Source organism: Rahnella sp. WP5, from assembly GCF_000745615.1.
Lineage (GTDB): Bacteria > Pseudomonadota > Gammaproteobacteria > Enterobacterales > Enterobacteriaceae > Rahnella > Rahnella aceris.
Map to the genome: position 1 here is coordinate 152,162 of NZ_JQJR01000009.1, position 16,276 is coordinate 168,437.

Here is a 16,276-nt window from a genome sequence, read left to right on the forward strand (position 1 = left end):
ATCGCGTGCTTTCAAACACCAGGTTCGGGGTGTAACCGGCGACATGCCGTTCCGTCTTCGCGGAACAGATGGCAGCGGTGTGGCGGCAAACCGATGGCGAATGTTGCACCTTCTTCTACCAGCACCACGTCGTTCTGGCGGTACACCAGGTTCTGACGAATTGCCGGAATTTGGATGTGGATCTGTGTTTCGTTACCCAGTTGCTCGACGACCTGCACTTCGCCGGAAAGCGTCACTTCAGCGACGTCGCTTGGCAGAAGATGTTCAGGGCGAATACCCAGTGACAGGTTGCTGCCGACTTTCACGTCGGTCCCTTCCACCGGCAGCCAGACTTGCTGGCGGTTCGGCAATTCGACCTGTACGCGCGCAGGTTCAGCAGCGGTGACTTTCACCGGCAGGAAATTCATTTTGGGTGAGCCGATAAAACCGGCGACAAAGCGGTTGGCAGGATAGTGATACAGCTCGAGCGGCTTACCGACCTGCGCGATATGCCCGGCATCGAGCACCACGATTTTGTCGGCCAGCGTCATCGCTTCGACCTGATCGTGGGTCACGTAAATCATGGTGCGTTTCAGGCGCTTATGCAGACGTGAAATCTCAATACGCATCTGCACACGCAGCGCAGCATCTAAGTTAGAAAGCGGTTCATCGAGCAGAAAAACCGTCGGCTCGGCAACCAGCGTACGGCCAATCGCCACGCGCTGACGTTGTCCGCCGGAAAGCGCTTTCGGGCGTCTGTCCAGCAAATGCGCCAGTTGCAACACTTCGGAAACCTGATTCACCCGCTGATTGATCTCGGCTTTTTTTGCCCCCGCCAGCTTCAGGCCGAAGGACATGTTTTCTGCCACAGACAGATGCGGATAAAGCGCATAAGACTGGAACACCATGCCGATGCCACGATCGGCGGGCGGCACTTCATTCATGCGTTTATCGCCAATCTTCAATTCACCGGACGTAATGTCTTCCAGGCCTGCAATCATGCGCAGCAGAGTGGATTTACCACAGCCCGACGGCCCGACGAACACCACAAACTCGCCTTCTTCTATTTCCAGGTTGATGTCGCTGGAAATCACGGTGTCGCCAAAGGCTTTGTACACGCTGTTAAGGGAAACGCTCGCCATCCTGAACTCCTGTACTTGCTGCCAGCGAGAAAACTCAATGCAACGAAGAGTGAAGGATTAGCCGGTAACCGTAATCATCCGTAACAAAGTTTTTCATGGGGGAGGAGCAGGGAGGATGACGATTCACCGCAACCGGATGAAAGTTCACAGCAAAAATCAAATTCGTGATCTGAATGGCAAAAAACGAACCATATTTTTGAGTGATGAACCACATAACGCCTGAGAGTGTCGGTGGGATCACATTCTGAGAGGTGGGGGCGTAGAGGGGGGGATGATGAAGCTGTGACAGGTTAAATCCACACTGGCGTCGTACCCTGTCTTTTCCGTCTCAGACGATAAAAAAACCGACTACAAAAGGATTGGATTATGACCCTCAGCATTAAAAAGATTGTTAAACACACACTGGCACTCTCGGCGCTGGCTACGCTGGTGTTGTCATCTTCCGCGTTCGCCAAAATAGAAGAAGGAAAGCTGGTCATCTGGATCAACGGTGACAAGGGCTATAACGGCCTGGCGGAAGTCGGTAAGAAATTTGAAAAAGACACCGGCATTAAAGTCACGGTAGAACATCCGGACAAGCTGGAAGAAAAATACCCGCAAGTGGCAGCCACAGGCGGCGGCCCAGACATCATCTTCTGGGCGCATGACCGTTTTGGCGGCTACGCACAATCCGGTCTGCTGGCTGAAATCAGCCCGGACCAGACCTTCAAAGACAAACTGTTCCCGTTCACCTGGGATGCGGTCACCTTCAACGGCAAGCTGATCGGCTATCCGGTCGCGGTTGAAGCACTGTCACTGATTTACAATAAAGACATCATTAAAGAAGCGCCAAAAACCTGGGAAGAAATCCCGGCGCTGGACAAAGAGCTGCGCGCCACAGGCAAGAGCGCCATCATGTGGAACCTGCAGGAACCGTACTTCACCTGGCCAATCATCGCCGCTGATGGCGGTTATGCGTTCAAGTATGAAAACGGCAAATACAACATCAAAGACACCGGCGTGAATAACGCAGGTTCACAGGCTGGCCTGCAATTCATCATCGATCTGGTGAAAAACAAACACATCAACGCCGACACCGATTACTCCATCGCTGAAGCCGCCTTTAACAAAGGCCAGACCGCAATGACTATCGACGGTCCGTGGGCGTGGTCAAACCTCGACAAGAGCAAAATCAACTACGGCGTGACGTTGCTGCCAACGTTCCACGGCAAGCCGTCTAAACCGTTCGTCGGCGTGCTGACAGCCGGTATCAACGCCGCCAGCCCGAACAAAGAGCTGGCGAAAGAGTTCCTGGAAAACTACCTGATCACCGACGACGGTCTGGCCGTCGTGAATAAGGACAAACCGCTGGGTGCCGTGGCGCTGAAGTCTTATCAGGAGAAACTGGAAAAAGACCCGCGCATTGCTGCCACCATGGCGAACTCGAAGAACGGTGAAATCATGCCAAACATCCCGCAGATGAGCGCCTTCTGGTACGCAGAACGCAGCGCCATCATCAACGCGGTGAATGGCCGTCAGACCGTTCCGCAAGCACTGAAAGATGTAGAAACCCGCATTACCAAGTAATGCCTGCGTTTTAGCTCAATGAACGGTACGGAGCCAACCTGCTCCGTACCGCCACTACAAGGATTGTCCCTATGCCAGTAGCCAAAAAAAGGCCGTTCAGCAATGCGCTTAAGTGGCTGATCATCGCCCTGCTCGCCTGCTTTACCGGTTATCTGATCGTGCTGATGTATGCGCAGGGTGAATACCTCTTTGCCGTTCTAACCCTGATCCTCTCCGGTGTCGGCTTATACATTTATGGCAACCGCCGCGCGTATTCGTGGCGCTACGTGTACCCCGGTCTGGCCGGGATGTCGTTGTTTGTGTTGTTCCCGCTGATCTGCACCATCGCGATTGCCTTCACTAACTACAGCAGCACTAACCAGCTGACCTTTGAACGTGCGCAGTCCGTTCTCATGGGACGTGAATTTCAGGGCGGCAAGGTGCTGAATTTCGCACTCTTCCCTGCGGGCGATAGATGGCAACTGGCACTGACGTCGGCGGATAACAGCGAGACGCTGGTTTCCCCGCCTTTTGCTTTCAACGCTTCCGCGCCGCAAACGCTGGACATGCTGCCGCAAACCGCGCCGTCGGCTGAAAAAGCCGGGTTGCGGGTAGTGACACAAAACCGTCTGGCCCTCGGTCAGATCTCAGCGAAATTACCCGACGGCGAAACGCTGCGCATGAGTTCCCTGCGCCAGTTCTCCGGCACTCAGCCGCTGTACAAACTCGGTGAAGATAAGAAGCAGCTGACCAATGTGCAAACCGGCACGATTTACCGCCCGAACATGGACACCGGCTTCTATCAGGCAGTGAACGCTCAGGGCGAATGGCAGGCAGAAAAACTCAGCCCCGGCTTTACCGTCGGCATCGGCTGGGGCAACTTCCTTCGCGTGTTACATGACGAAGGGATCCAGAAACCGTTCCTGTCGATTTTCGTCTGGACCGTTGTGTTCGCCCTGCTGAGCGTGGTGCTCACCGTGGCTGTCGGTATGGTGCTGGCCTGCGTGGTGCAGTGGGAAGAACTGAAAGGGAAAGCGGCATACCGCATCCTGCTGATCCTGCCCTACGCCGTGCCTGCGTTTATTTCGATTCTTATTTTCAAAGGGTTATTCAACCAGAGTTTTGGTGAGATCAACCTGATGCTCAGCGCGCTGTTTGGCATCAAACCGGCGTGGTTCAGCGATCCATGGACGGCCAAAAGCATGATCATTATCGTCAACACCTGGCTCGGTTATCCGTACATGATGATCCTGTGCATGGGCCTGCTGAAAGCGATCCCGGACGATCTTTACGAAGCATCCGCTATGGACGGCGCAACGCCGATGCAGAACTTCTTCCGCATCACGCTGCCGCTTTTGATCAAACCGCTGACGCCACTGATGATCGCCAGCTTCGCGTTTAACTTTAATAACTTCGTGCTGATCCAGTTGCTGACCAACGGCGGGCCGGACATGCTCGGCACCACCACGCCAGCGGGTCATACCGATTTGCTGGTCAGCTACACCTATCGCATCGCCTTTGAAGGCGGCGGCGGGCAGGACTTCGGGCTGGCGGCAGCGATTGCCACGCTAATCTTCCTGCTGGTGGGAGCGCTGGCTGTCGTGAACCTGAAAGCATCACGTATGAAATTCGACTGAGGAGAAACAAACAATGCCTATGGTTAAACCGAAGTCGCAGAAAGTCAGATTGCTGGTCACACACCTGCTGTTGCTGTGCTTTCTGGCGCTGATCCTGTTCCCGTTGCTGATGGTGTTCGCCATCTCGCTGCGTCCGGGTAACTTCGCCACCGGCAGCCTGATCCCGGATCAGGTCTCGTGGGATCACTGGAAACTGGCGCTCGGCATTGCCGTCAACAACAGCGACGGCAGCGTTACGCCACCGCCGTTCCCGGTGATGCTGTGGCTGTGGAATTCGATCAAGATCGCCGTGATCACCGCCGTCGGCATCGTCGCGCTTTCCACCACCTGCGCCTATGCCTTTGCCCGCATGAAATTCCGCGGTAAAAGTTCGCTGCTTAAAGGGATGCTGATTTTTCAGATGTTCCCGGCGGTGCTGTCGCTGGTGGCGCTATACGCCCTGTTCGACCGTCTCGGCATGTACGTGCCGTTCCTCGGGCTGAACACCCACGGCGGCGTGATTTTCGCCTACATGGGCGGCATCGCCCTGCACGTCTGGACGATCAAAGGCTATTTCGAAACCATCGACGGTTCGCTGGAAGAAGCCGCTGCGCTGGACGGTGCCAGCCCGTGGCAGGCATTCCGTCTGGTGCTGCTGCCGCTGTCCGTGCCGATTCTGGCGGTGGTATTTATTCTGTCGTTCATCGCGGCCATCACCGAAGTGCCGGTGGCGTCGTTACTGCTGCGTGACGTCAACAGCTACACCCTGGCAGTCGGTATGCAGCAATATCTGAACCCGCAAAATTACCTGTGGGGTGATTTCGCGGCGGCAGCCATATTGTCGGCTATCCCGATTACGGCGGTGTTCCTGATTGCTCAACGCTGGCTGGTCGGCGGCTTAACGGCAGGCGGTGTGAAAGGTTAACTGTAAGGCTAATGCGCTTTGTAATACTTGATCAATTCCCTGTGTCTTGGGCGGCTGAATAAGCCGCCTTTTTTTATGCATGGAGGGATCGGGAATAACCAAATAGTCGGTGCAAAGGTATCAGCGAGCTCACAAGAGGCAATGGACTGTATAGCGTTCACCAGACCCCCTTAGGATTCATATACAGGCCATCCGATCCCAACGGTTGCCCATAAAAAAGGGGTCCTGCCCTAAGGCAGAACCCCTTTTCACTTCCTTCCTTTCAGCTTCAGCTCACCGATACTTTCCGGCGGCGTTTATCGAGGTCTTTAATCAGCTTATTCACCTGCTCGTCGGCAAACATCTCTTCGAGCGTATGGGAAAGCTTACGGCGCCAGTTCGGATATTCATCGCTGGTACCGGGCACGTTAACCGGTGCGCCCATGTCCAGCCAGTCTTCCGGTTGCAGGCCGAGCAAGGCACAGGCACTGTCAGCAACGTAACGTTGCAGACCACGGTTGAGTATTGGCGTCATTTCCATCAGTGCGGCTTTATGCCCGGTTTTCTTCGGGATACAGCCGTAATGATGCAAACCATCAAGCAACCCCTGACGTGCGCGGGCGCGGTCGGCGTACAGCTCCTGTAAAACAGCCTCGTCGCGGTACAAACCGAGGGATTTTCCCAGCGCCAGATCGTCGCTTTGCCAGTAGCCGCGCAGCGTCGGCAGGTCGTGCGTGGTAATCGTGGCCATCGCCTGAACCGGATAGGACTGCGGCGCGCGGAAGTTGTTTTCCTCGTCGCGCTCGAAATACAGCACTTTGTAGGAATACACGCCGCTTTCGCGCAGTTTGCTGACGATCTCGACCGGTACGGTGCCCAGATCTTCGCCGATCACCATGCAACGGTGACGCTGGCTTTCCAGGGCTAAAATGGCCAGCAGATCATCCACCGGATATTGCACGTACGCACCTTTATCCGCCGTTTCACCCGCCGGGATCCACCACAGGCGCAGTAACGCCATCACATGATCGATGCGCAACGCGCCGCAGCTGGTCATGTTGGAACGCAGAAGATCGATAAAAGGCTGATAGCCGCGCCTCACCATCACATGCGGATCCATCGGGCGCAGATCCCAGTTCTGACCGAGCGGGCCGAGAATATCCGGCGGTGCACCCACCGAGGCTTTCAGGCAATACAGCTCGCCGTCGCCCCAGGTTTCGGATCCGCCTGCCACCACGCCGACCGCCAGATCACGGTAAAGCCCCATCGGCATCTCGTGCCGCTGGCTGGTGTGATAACACTGCGTAAACTGGGTTTCCGCCAGCCATTGCAGCCACAGATAAAACTCCACATCCTGCGCATGTTGCTCGCAGAATGCCCGCACGGCCGGGCCACGGGCATCATGATATTTTTCAGGCCAGCGGTTCCAGCCAAGTGCCACATCACTTTCTTTCGCCAGATGCTCGTAAAGCGCATCAAACGCAGCCTGCAGATACAGGCTTTCACCGCCCTGTTTGACGAAATTGCGCAGGGATTTCACCTGCGGATCCTGCGCCTTACGCCCCTGAAAATGTGCGTAAGCCAGCCGTAATCCTTCTAATTTCAGCGGCATAACGCTGGCGTAATCCACCCAGTCATTGGCGCGCACCGCCTGCAAACGCTGTTGCGTCACCGGCTGATGCCACCACTGTTGCGCCGCATCGCTCTGCCGGAAATCCTCCACCGCGCCGACGTCGATATAAATCACGTTCAGCCAGCGGCGGGATGACGGACTGTAAGGGCTGGCGGCCACCGGATTCGCCGGATACAGCGCGTGGATCGGATTAAGCCCGACAAACGCGCCGCCGCGTTCGGCGACGTTTTTCAGCATCAGATTGAGATCGCCAAAATCACCGATGCCCCAGTTATTTTCCGAGCGCAATGTATAAAGCTGCACGCAGGCGCCCCACAGTTTTTTACCGGCCAGCAGCGCATCCGGTTCGTAACAGCGTTTCGGCGCGACAATGACCCGACACTCCCACTGTTGCGCGTCCTGCGTCAACGTCAGCTGGTGATAACCGGCAGGAATTTTACCCGGGAGTGCCAGCGTCATTTTGCCGCTGATCCGCCCCTTTTGGGTCACGCCGCTTTCCAGTTTCAGAGTCCAGGCATATTCGCCTTCACCGCCGACCGGCAATGCCAGGCGGCTGCCGGTGACAAACACTTTGACCGACGGCACCGGCGTGGCAACCGGGCGGCTGCCCGCCACCCAGCCCATCGCCGATAACAGTTCACGCTTGGTCTCGGAAGCGATTGCCTGTTGTTTGCCGTGCGCATTAATAAAACCAGAAGCAATCCCCGCCTCCCTGGCGGCCTGCTCCAGTGCTTTGTTCTCCATGCGGGCTCCTTATCGCTTCGCCTGCCAGATCCGTTGCTGATAATCGCGGATCGAGCGGTCGGAACTGAACATCCCTACGCGGGCCGTGTTGAGGATAGTTTTACGCGTCCACTCATCCTGGTCGCGATACAACGCGTCGACTTTTTGCTGTGCCGCGCAGTAATCGGCAAAGTCAGCCAGCACCAGATACGGGTCGCCGCCGCCCAGCAAACTGTCGAGCATCAGGCTGAAGGCCTGTTTGTCGCCATTGCTGAAGAAGCCGTTTTCCAGTTCTTTGAGGAGCTTATCCAGGTGTTTGTCTTTCTTGCGAATTTTAAGCGGATCGTAGCCCTTCGCCTGCAAGGCTTTGACCTGATCGACGGTGTTACCAAAGATGAAGATATTGTCTTCCCCGACCTCTTCAGCAATCTCAACGTTCGCGCCGTCGAGCGTGCCGACGGTCAGCGCGCCGTTCAGCGCCAGTTTCATGTTGCCGGTGCCGGAAGCTTCTTTACCGGCGGTAGAAATTTGCTCGGAAACATCAGCCGCCGGGATCATCAGTTCAGCCACGGACACGCGGTAATCCGGAATAAACACCACTTTGATGCGGTCACGCACCAGCGGATCGTTATTCACTTTTTCCGCGACTTTATTGATGGCATAGATGATGTTTTTCGCCAGGTAATAACCCGGTGCCGCTTTCGCGCCGAACAGGAACACACGCGGCACCAGATCCATTTCCGGGTTATCGCGCAACTGACGGTACAACGACAGAATGTGCAGCAGATTCAGATGCTGGCGTTTGTATTCATGCAGACGTTTGATCTGTACGTCGAAAATGGCATCAGGGTTGAGGGTCAGTCCCATCACCTGTTTCACGTAATGCGCCAGTTTGATTTTGTTCTCACGCTTAATGGCCTGATAACGCTGACGGAATTTTTTATTATCCGCAGAACTTTCCAGCCCTTTCAGCGCGTCCAGGTCATTCACCCATTCGGTTTTCAGGGTGTCATCAATCAGCGATGACAGCGCCGGGTTACACTGTTTCAGCCAGCGGCGCGGTGTGATGCCGTTGGTCACGTTGTGGAATTTATTCGGCCATAACAGGTGATATTCCGGGAACAGGTCTTTGACCACCAGTTCGGAATGCAACGCCGCCACGCCGTTCACCGCAAAACCACTGACCACGCACAGATTTGCCATCCGCACTTGTTTGTTCTGATGGACAGACAGTTTTTCCCAGACGGCTTTGTCACCCGGCCACTGTTTTTCGACCACTTTTTTGAAGCGGGCGTTGATGGCTTTGATCAGCGAGAAATGGCGCGGCAGCAGGCTGCGCACCAGTTTTTCATCCCAGCACTCCAGCGCTTCCGGCATCAGCGTGTGGTTGGTGTAGGCGAACGTCTGGCGGGTGATCGCCCAGGCGGCGTCCCATTCAAGCTGGTGTTCGTCGAGCAAAATACGCAACAGCTCAGGAATGGCAATGGTCGGGTGCGTGTCATTGAGCTGGATGACTTCAAATTTCGGTAAATCCTCAATTTTACGGCCAAGGAAGTGATGGCGGCGCAGGATATCGGCCACCGAGCAGGCGCACTGGAAATACTGCTGCATCAGGCGCAGGCGTTTGCCAGCGTCGTGATTGTCATTCGGATACAGCACTTTGGTGAGTTTGGCCGCATCAATGCCTTTTTGCTCGGCTTTAAGAAATTCACCGTCATTGAACAGCGTCAGATCGAACGGATGCACGTCAGTGGCCTGCCACAGACGCAGCGGCTGGGTAACGCCATTTTTGTACCCGACCACCGGCAGATCCCAGGCTTCACCGCGCAGGGTAAAAGCCGGATGCCACTGTTCAGCGCCCTTTTCGTTTTTTGTCAGTTTGCCACCAAACGCCACATCGACGGACAGTGAGCTGTTGTGGCTGAACCACGGATAGCATTCGCGATGCCAGTTATCCGGCGCTTCCTGTTGTTTGCCTTCGCTGAACGACTGGCGGAAAAGACCGTACTGATAGTTCAGACCGTAGCCGGTCGCCGGTTGCCCGACGGTCGCCATGGAATCGAGGAAACAGGCAGCCAGACGGCCTAATCCGCCATTGCCCAGCGCCGGATCGGTTTCCTGCTCCAGTACGTCGGCCAGCTCGACACCCTGCTCTTTCAGCGCCTGACTGACCGTGTCGTACCAGCCGAGATTGATCAGATTATTCGCGGTCAGGCGCCCGATCAGGAATTCCATCGAAATATAGTTAACGTGCCTTTGCGGCTGTTTCGCCGCCGCCGGTGCCGGTTGCGCGCTCAGTTGTTCAGATAATGCGGCACTGGTGGCCTGCCACCACTGGTGCGGTGTCATATCCTGTGCCTGCTGCAAACCGAACCCTTGCCACTGGCGTTTCAGCGCGGCTAAAAACTGCGTCTTATCTAAAGTCACCTGCATCACATGCCTCTTTATCCGGAAATTTGTAGGGAAAGTCTGGTGTTGATTATCACTATGCTGACGCGTATGTCGGTGAGCGGCATCCTCCCGTAAAAGATTAGGCAGGGAGGAGAAACGGGGCGTAGCCGGAGGAGACGGAGGTTCAGGGCAGATGCCTGAAAATTTGTATTAAGAAGTGTGATGCAGAGCAACTTAACGGCATGTAAAAACGTAACATTCTTGCAATCAATGTTTCAAAGGAGGACTTTAGAAAAAGTGATTAATTACACGCTGTGAAATAAATAACGTCCCCTCTGTCCTTCTGTCAAAAGAATCGAAAAAAATGCTGATCCCTTCAAAATTGAGCCGCCCGGTGCGGCAGCAAAATACAGTGGTTCGGGAACGTCTGCTGACGAAGCTCTCGACTGCGCCAAATTATCGTCTGACTCTGGTCGCCAGTCCGGCGGGTTATGGGAAAACGACGCTGGTGGCGCACTGGGCTGCAGGTAAAAGTGATCTGGGCTGGTATTCTCTTGATGAAAGCGACAATCAGCCGGAGCGCTTTGCCAGCTATCTGATTGCTGCTGTACAGCAGGCCTGCGGCGGGCATTGCATCAAAAGCGAAGCGCTGAGTCTCAAGCATCAGTACGCCAGTTTACCTGCGCTGTTTGCCCAGCTTTTTGTGGAACTTTCCGACTGGCACAGCCCGCTGCTGCTGGTGATCGACGATTACCATCTGATTTCCAATGACGCCATTCATGAAGGGATGCGTTTTTTCCTGCGCCATCAGCCGGAAAACCTGTCACTGGTGGTGCTTTCACGCACCCTGCCGCCGCTGGGCATCGCCAATATGCGTGTGCGGGATCAACTGCTGGAACTCAACGCCTCGCATCTGGCCTTTACGCATCCGGAAACACAGCAATTTTTCGACAACCGGCTGAAAGACCCGATTGATCAGGCAGACAGCAGCCGGCTGTGCGACGAAGTCGCGGGCTGGGCCACCGCCTTGCAACTGATTGCGTTATCGGCGCGGCAGTCTTCTCACCCTTCACAGCATTCGACGCAGCAGTCCGCACGCAAACTGGCCGGGCTGAATGCCAGCCATCTTTCTGAATATCTGGTGGATGAAGTGCTGGATCGCGTTGATGCCCCGACGCGTGATTTTCTCCTGCGCTGCTCGCTGTTGCGCTCAATGAACGATGCGCTGATTGTGCGCCTGACCGGCAGCGAAAATGGTCAGCAACGGCTGGAAGAACTGGAACGTCAGGGATTATTCATCAACCGTATGGATGACAGCGGCGAATGGTTTAACTTCCACCCGCTGTTTGCCACATTCCTGCGTCAGCGTTGTCAGTGGGAACTGGCATCTGAGCTGCCTGCCATTCACCGCGCTGCCGCCGAAGGCTGGCTGGCACAAGGTTTTCCGGCCGAAGCCATTCATCATGCGCTGGGTGCCGAAGACACCAATCTGCTGCGCGATATTCTGCTGCAACATGCCTGGGCCCTGTTTAATCAAAGCGAGCTGGCGTTGCTGGAAGAATGTCTTGCCGCTCTGCCTTATGACCGGCTGATTCAGAATCCTAAACTGGTGTTGTTGCAGGCATGGCTCGCACAAAGTCAGCACCGTTATGCTGAAGTCGAGGTGTTGCTGGCCCGCGCTGAAAGCGAAATGAAACAGCATAATATTGTGATGGAACAGGCACTGGCGGCCGAGTTTGATGCCCTGCGGGCACAGGTGGCTATCAACGACGGACGTCAGGATGAGGCGGAAAAACTGGCCACTGAGGCGCTGCGCTATCTGCCTTATGAAAGCTATTACAGCCGCATTGTGGCCACGTCCGTGACCGGTGAAATCCAGCACTGCAAAGGGGATCTCACCCGCGCACTGCCGCTGATGCAGCAGACCGAGCAAATCGCCCGCCGTTATGAAGCCTATCACTACGCCTTATGGGCGCTGCTGCAACAGAGTGAAATTCTGATTGCTCAGGGCTTTTTGCAGGCCGCGTTTGAGATGCAGGATCGCGCTTTTGAACTGGTGCGCGAACAGCATCTTGAACAGTTGCCGATGCACGAATTTTTATTGCGTTTACGTTCCCAGCTGCTGTGGTCATGGTCGCGGCTCGATGATGCAGAAGAAGCTGCGCGTGAAGGGCTTAATGTGCTGAGCAATTTCCAGCCGCAACAGCAGTTGCAATGCCTGGCAATGCTGGCGAAATGTTCGCTGGCACGCGGTCAGCTCGACAACGCCCATCATCATTTACAACGCTGTGAAGCATTGCTGAAAACCGGTCAGTATCACATTGACTGGCTGACCAATACCGATAAGCCGCGGGTGATTTACTGGCAGATGATTGGCGATAAAAACGCTGCACGCCAGTGGCTGCAACAGGCGCGTAAACCGGACATGGCAGATAACCATTTCCAGCAAGGTCAGTGGCGAAATATTGCCCGCGTACAGATTTTGCTGGAACAGTTTGATGAAGCTGAAGTGGTGCTCGATGAACTGAATCAGAATGCCCGGCAGTTGCGCCTGACCAGCGATCTGAACCGCAATTTGCTGCTGAGTAACTTACTTTACTGGCAAACCGGGCGCAAAAGTGACGCCCAAAAAGCATTGATCGAAGCGCTGGCGCTGGCGAACCGTACCGGTTTTGTCAGTCATTTCGTCATCGAAGGGGAAATGATGGCGCAACAACTGCGCCAGTTGATCCAGCTTAATCTGCTACCGGAACTGGAACAGCGCCGCGCCCAGCAGATTTTGCGCGAAATTAACCAGCATCACCGTCATAAGTTTGCGCATTTCGACGAAGGCTTTGTGAACAAACTGCTGACCCATCCGCAAGTGCCGGAGCTAATCCGTACCAGTCCGCTGACGCAGCGCGAGTGGCAGGTTCTGGGGCTGATTTACTCCGGCTACAGTAATGACCAGATTGCCGGTGAGCTGGACGTTGCATCAACGACCATCAAAACCCATATCCGTAATCTGTATCAGAAACTGGGTGTTGCGCACCGGCAGGAAGCGGTGCAGCAGGCTCAGCACCTGTTACAAGTGATGGGTTACGGCGCGTAATTATCTCTTCAAAATACATCACGATTTCTCCGCTTTTCATAACACATCGTCAAAATAAGTTGATGTGTTATGCCTATTTTTTATTAGCGAACATTTTTTACTCAAAAATAAAATCCGGTGATATAATGTGACCGTCATCACATAATTGTAATTCACCATTTCTTCTGTAAAGCCCATTGCCCGCCCGTCGTAGCAGCCTTCCGGCTGATTTTGGCTTCGTGCAAGTGGCTGTAGTAAGTAAGGATTTTATCGATGGGTACATTAACTGCCGGGATTTTAATGATGCGCTGGGAATTGCTGAGCGCTTTTTTGATGTTCTGCACCAGCCAGCTTAATATTGTTTGTCGCCAGTCCAGCCGCAATACCATGGCATTCGTTTGCAGTGGTATCGGCCTCACCGTGACCTGTTTCTTTGTCATGAGCCTGATGGGCATGAGCTACAACGCCGTTGCCGTCGCGCAATTCTGGGCAAACACCAAAGACGTTTTCTTTGATGTCATGAGCAAAACCCCGACCGATATGTCTTACTACTATTAATCCGATTTCCTTAGCGGATATTCCAGATTATTAAAGGGCAGAACCGCATGTTCTGCCCTTTTTGTTATCCCGCGCTTTCCCCCCGTGTTACTTCTGATGATTATTTGTTCAGCCGGATGTCATGTAATCCTAAATATAAAAATTTGCGTGACGCATCGAATGTCTTTTTGTATCTATCATTCTGATTACCTGTAAATTGCGGGATGTACCGAAAGGTAAAAAGATATTGTGCTGGCGTCTAAACTATTCATTGCTAATAGTTGAAGGGACGTATTAGATTCTCACTCTATACTTTTCTTAGAATGATCATTGCTTTGTTTGCTTCAGGCTGCTGAATTTTCTCTGATTTGGCTCCCCTGCTTATGGTTGAAGGAATTCCGATGAATACGCATCACATGCTTGGCGCGTTAGTGTTACTGGTAAGTTCTGCTTCTTCTCTCGCCGTTGAAACAACGGGCATTCCTCAGGATCAGGTGAAAGAGCGCAACGCGTTCATTGCCGATTTGATGAAAAAAATGACCCTTGATGAAAAAATCGGTCAGCTGAATCTGGTCACTGTGGGGCCTGAGTACCAAAAAGAAGCCATCATGGCTGACATCCGCGCTGGTAAAGTCGGTGGCGTGTTTAACACGGTAACTAAGCCCGATATCCGCCGTATGCAGGATCAGGTGCAGTACAGCCGCCTGAAAATTCCTCCGTTTTATGCCTATGACGTGGTGCATGGGCAGCGCACGATTTTCCCTATCAGCCTCGGTCTGGCGGCGAGCTGGGATATGCAGGCGGTGGCGACCAGCGCACGTATTTCAGCCCAGGAAACGGCAGCCGATGGCCTGAACATGACGTTCTCACCGATGGTCGATATCACCCGTGATCCGCGCTGGGGCCGTGTTTCTGAAGGTTTCGGCGAAGATACCTATCTGACCTCGCGCCTCGCGCATGAAATGGTTACCGGTTATCAGGGCAAAGATCCGTCTGCCCCTGACGCCGTCATGGCAAACGTCAAACACTATGCGTTGTACGGTGCTGTCGAAGGCGGCCGCGAATACAACACTGTGGACATGAGCCTGACCCGCATGTTCAACGATTACATGCCACCTTATAAAGCGGCAGTCGATGCGGGTGCCGGCGGTGTGATGGTGGCACTGAACAGCGTTAACGGTATTCCTGCCACCTCGAATACCTGGCTGCTGAAAGATATTCTGCGCGATGACTGGCAGTTCAAGGGCCTGACTGTCAGCGACCATGGCGCCATTGGCGGACTGGTCAAACATGGCGTAGCCGAAGACGATCGTCAGGCTGCCGCGATGGCGCTGAAAGCCGGTGTCGATATGGACATGGCTGACAATATGTACGGTAAGTACCTGAAAGGATTACTTGCCGACGGCATGGTGAGCCAGAAAGACATTGACCGCGCCGTTCGCGATGTTCTGGCCGCGAAATGGGATATGGGGCTGTTTGTTGATGAATATCGTCATTTAGGCCCGCAGTCGAGCGATCCGGCTGACACCAACGCCGAAAGCCGTCTGCATCGTCAGGAGGCGCGCGAAGTGGCACGTACTTCGCTGGTGCTGCTGAAAAATAACAATCAAACGTTACCGTTAAATAAAAAAGGCACGATTGCCGTCGTTGGCGCGCTGGCTGACAGCAAGCGTGACGTGATGGGCAGTTGGTCGGCAGCCGGTAAGGCAGCGCAGGCAGTCACTGTGTTGCAGGGGATGAAAGATGTGCTCGGTGATAAAGGCACTATCCTCTATGCCCGCGGTGCCAACGTCACCAACGATCAGGCTCTGGTCGATTTCCTGAACTCTTACGAGAAACAGGTGATCAACGATCCACGCAAACCGCAGGATATGATCGACGAAGCGGTGAAAACAGCAGAAAAAGCTGACGTTGTGGTCGCCGTAGTCGGCGAAGCACAAGGCATGGCGCACGAAGCGTCCAGCCGTTCCGAAATTAACATTCCGCAAAGCCAGCGTGACCTGCTCAAGGCATTGAAAGCCACCGGTAAACCGCTGGTTGTCGTGTTAATGAATGGCCGTCCGCTGACCCTGTCGTGGGAAAACGAAATTTCTGATGCCATGCTGGAAACCTGGTTCAGCGGCACCGAAGGCGGACATGCGATTGCCGACGTTCTGTTTGGAGACTACAATCCATCAGGCAAACTGCCGATGACCTTCCCACGCTCAGTCGGGCAAATTCCTTTGTACAATAGCGTGCTCAATACCGGCCGTCCGTTTAATCCTCAGCATCCAGATAAATACACTACCCGTTATTTTGATATTACCAACGGCCCGCTGTTCCCGTTCGGTTATGGCCTGAGCTACACCAGCTTCAGTATGTCTGACGTGAGTTTGTCATCCACCACGATGGATGCCGGACACCCGCTCACCGCCAGCGTGACGGTGAAAAACACCGGCAAAGTCAGCGGTGCGACGATCGTCCAGATGTACCTGCAGGATGTCACGGCGTCGATCAGTCGTCCGGTTAAAGAGTTGAAGAATTTTGAGAAAATCAACCTGCAGCCGGGCGAAGAGAAAGTTGTTACCTTTGCGATCACCGAAAAAGATTTACGCTTCTACAACGATAAGTTGAAATGGGCTTCAGAGCCTGGAAAGTTCAATGTATTCGTGGGGTTAGATTCTCAGGATGTGAAACAAACCAGTTTCCTGCTGAAATAACTTTCCGGGCCTGAAATCAGGCCCGGAAGAGAATCAA

The 16,276-nt window shown here is 54.2% G+C and carries 9 protein-coding genes; 6 read left to right on the forward strand and 3 right to left on the reverse strand.

Annotation, left to right across the window (positions count from 1 at the left end; translation table 11 throughout):
* Positions 1-11: 11 nt before the first annotated feature.
* On the reverse strand, positions 12-1,121 hold the full coding sequence (gene malK, locus EX31_RS08290) for a maltose/maltodextrin ABC transporter ATP-binding protein MalK (RefSeq protein ID WP_013573874.1): 1,110 nt from the start codon (positions 1,119-1,121) through the stop codon (positions 12-14).
* A gap of 366 nt (positions 1,122-1,487) precedes the next feature.
* Here malK and malE point away from each other — a divergent pair, with 366 nt between their 5' ends.
* The 3 genes from malE to malG all read left to right on the forward strand — a co-directional run bounded on the left by malE (position 1,488) and on the right by malG (position 5,207).
* Positions 1,488-2,687, forward strand: coding sequence for a maltose/maltodextrin ABC transporter substrate-binding protein MalE (gene malE / locus EX31_RS08295; RefSeq protein ID WP_013573873.1), 1,200 nt, complete (start codon positions 1,488-1,490; stop codon positions 2,685-2,687).
* Positions 2,688-2,758: 71 nt separating this feature from the next.
* Positions 2,759-4,303 (forward strand): maltose ABC transporter permease MalF, encoded by a 1,545-nt coding sequence (gene malF, locus EX31_RS08300; protein ID WP_037034197.1) that lies wholly within the window; start codon positions 2,759-2,761, stop codon positions 4,301-4,303.
* Positions 4,304-4,316: 13 nt separating this feature from the next.
* On the forward strand, positions 4,317-5,207 hold the full coding sequence (malG, locus tag EX31_RS08305) for a maltose ABC transporter permease MalG (RefSeq protein WP_013573871.1): 891 nt from the start codon (positions 4,317-4,319) through the stop codon (positions 5,205-5,207).
* 268 nt (positions 5,208-5,475) lie between these two features.
* Here the strand turns inward: malG and malQ are convergent, their stop codons facing one another.
* Both malQ and malP read right to left on the reverse strand, forming a co-directional pair.
* Positions 5,476-7,563 carry a 4-alpha-glucanotransferase gene (malQ, locus tag EX31_RS08310; RefSeq protein ID WP_037034198.1) on the reverse strand — a complete coding sequence of 696 codons (2,088 nt, stop codon included), beginning with the start codon at positions 7,561-7,563 and terminating at the stop codon, positions 5,476-5,478.
* A 9-nt stretch (positions 7,564-7,572) separates the two neighbouring features.
* On the reverse strand, positions 7,573-9,975 hold the full coding sequence (malP, locus tag EX31_RS08315; protein WP_037034199.1) for a maltodextrin phosphorylase: 2,403 nt from the start codon (positions 9,973-9,975) through the stop codon (positions 7,573-7,575).
* 322 nt (positions 9,976-10,297) lie between these two features.
* On the opposite strand from malP, the gene malT reads away from it, so the two are divergent.
* From malT to bglX, 3 genes are all read left to right on the forward strand, one after another.
* Positions 10,298-13,024: an HTH-type transcriptional regulator MalT gene (malT, locus tag EX31_RS08320; RefSeq protein WP_013573867.1), complete on the forward strand. Its 2,727-nt coding sequence runs from the start codon at positions 10,298-10,300 to the stop codon at positions 13,022-13,024.
* Positions 13,025-13,276: 252 nt separating this feature from the next.
* Positions 13,277-13,561 carry a YjcB family protein gene (locus tag EX31_RS08325; protein WP_013573866.1) on the forward strand — a complete coding sequence of 95 codons (285 nt, stop codon included), beginning with the start codon at positions 13,277-13,279 and terminating at the stop codon, positions 13,559-13,561.
* A gap of 380 nt (positions 13,562-13,941) precedes the next feature.
* Entirely contained in the window at positions 13,942-16,239 is a 2,298-nt protein-coding gene (gene bglX / locus EX31_RS08330) for a beta-glucosidase BglX (RefSeq protein WP_037034200.1), read from the forward strand.
* The last annotated feature ends 37 nt before the right edge of the window (positions 16,240-16,276 follow it).

Excerpts from the sequence above, each read along its gene's own strand:
- malK (WP_013573874.1), bottom strand. The coding sequence starts at position 1,121 with ATGGCGAGCGTTTCCCTTAACAGCGTGTACAAAGCCTTTGGCGACACC.
- malE (WP_013573873.1), top strand. The coding sequence starts at position 1,488 with ATGACCCTCAGCATTAAAAAGATTGTTAAACACACACTGGCACTCTCG.
- malF (WP_037034197.1), top strand. The coding sequence starts at position 2,759 with ATGCCAGTAGCCAAAAAAAGGCCGTTCAGCAATGCGCTTAAGTGGCTG.
- malG (WP_013573871.1), top strand. The coding sequence starts at position 4,317 with ATGCCTATGGTTAAACCGAAGTCGCAGAAAGTCAGATTGCTGGTCACA.
- malQ (WP_037034198.1), bottom strand. The coding sequence starts at position 7,563 with ATGGAGAACAAAGCACTGGAGCAGGCCGCCAGGGAGGCGGGGATTGCT.
- malP (WP_037034199.1), bottom strand. The coding sequence starts at position 9,975 with ATGCAGGTGACTTTAGATAAGACGCAGTTTTTAGCCGCGCTGAAACGC.
- malT (WP_013573867.1), top strand. The coding sequence starts at position 10,298 with ATGCTGATCCCTTCAAAATTGAGCCGCCCGGTGCGGCAGCAAAATACA.
- EX31_RS08325 (WP_013573866.1), top strand. The coding sequence starts at position 13,277 with ATGGGTACATTAACTGCCGGGATTTTAATGATGCGCTGGGAATTGCTG.
- bglX (WP_037034200.1), top strand. The coding sequence starts at position 13,942 with ATGAATACGCATCACATGCTTGGCGCGTTAGTGTTACTGGTAAGTTCT.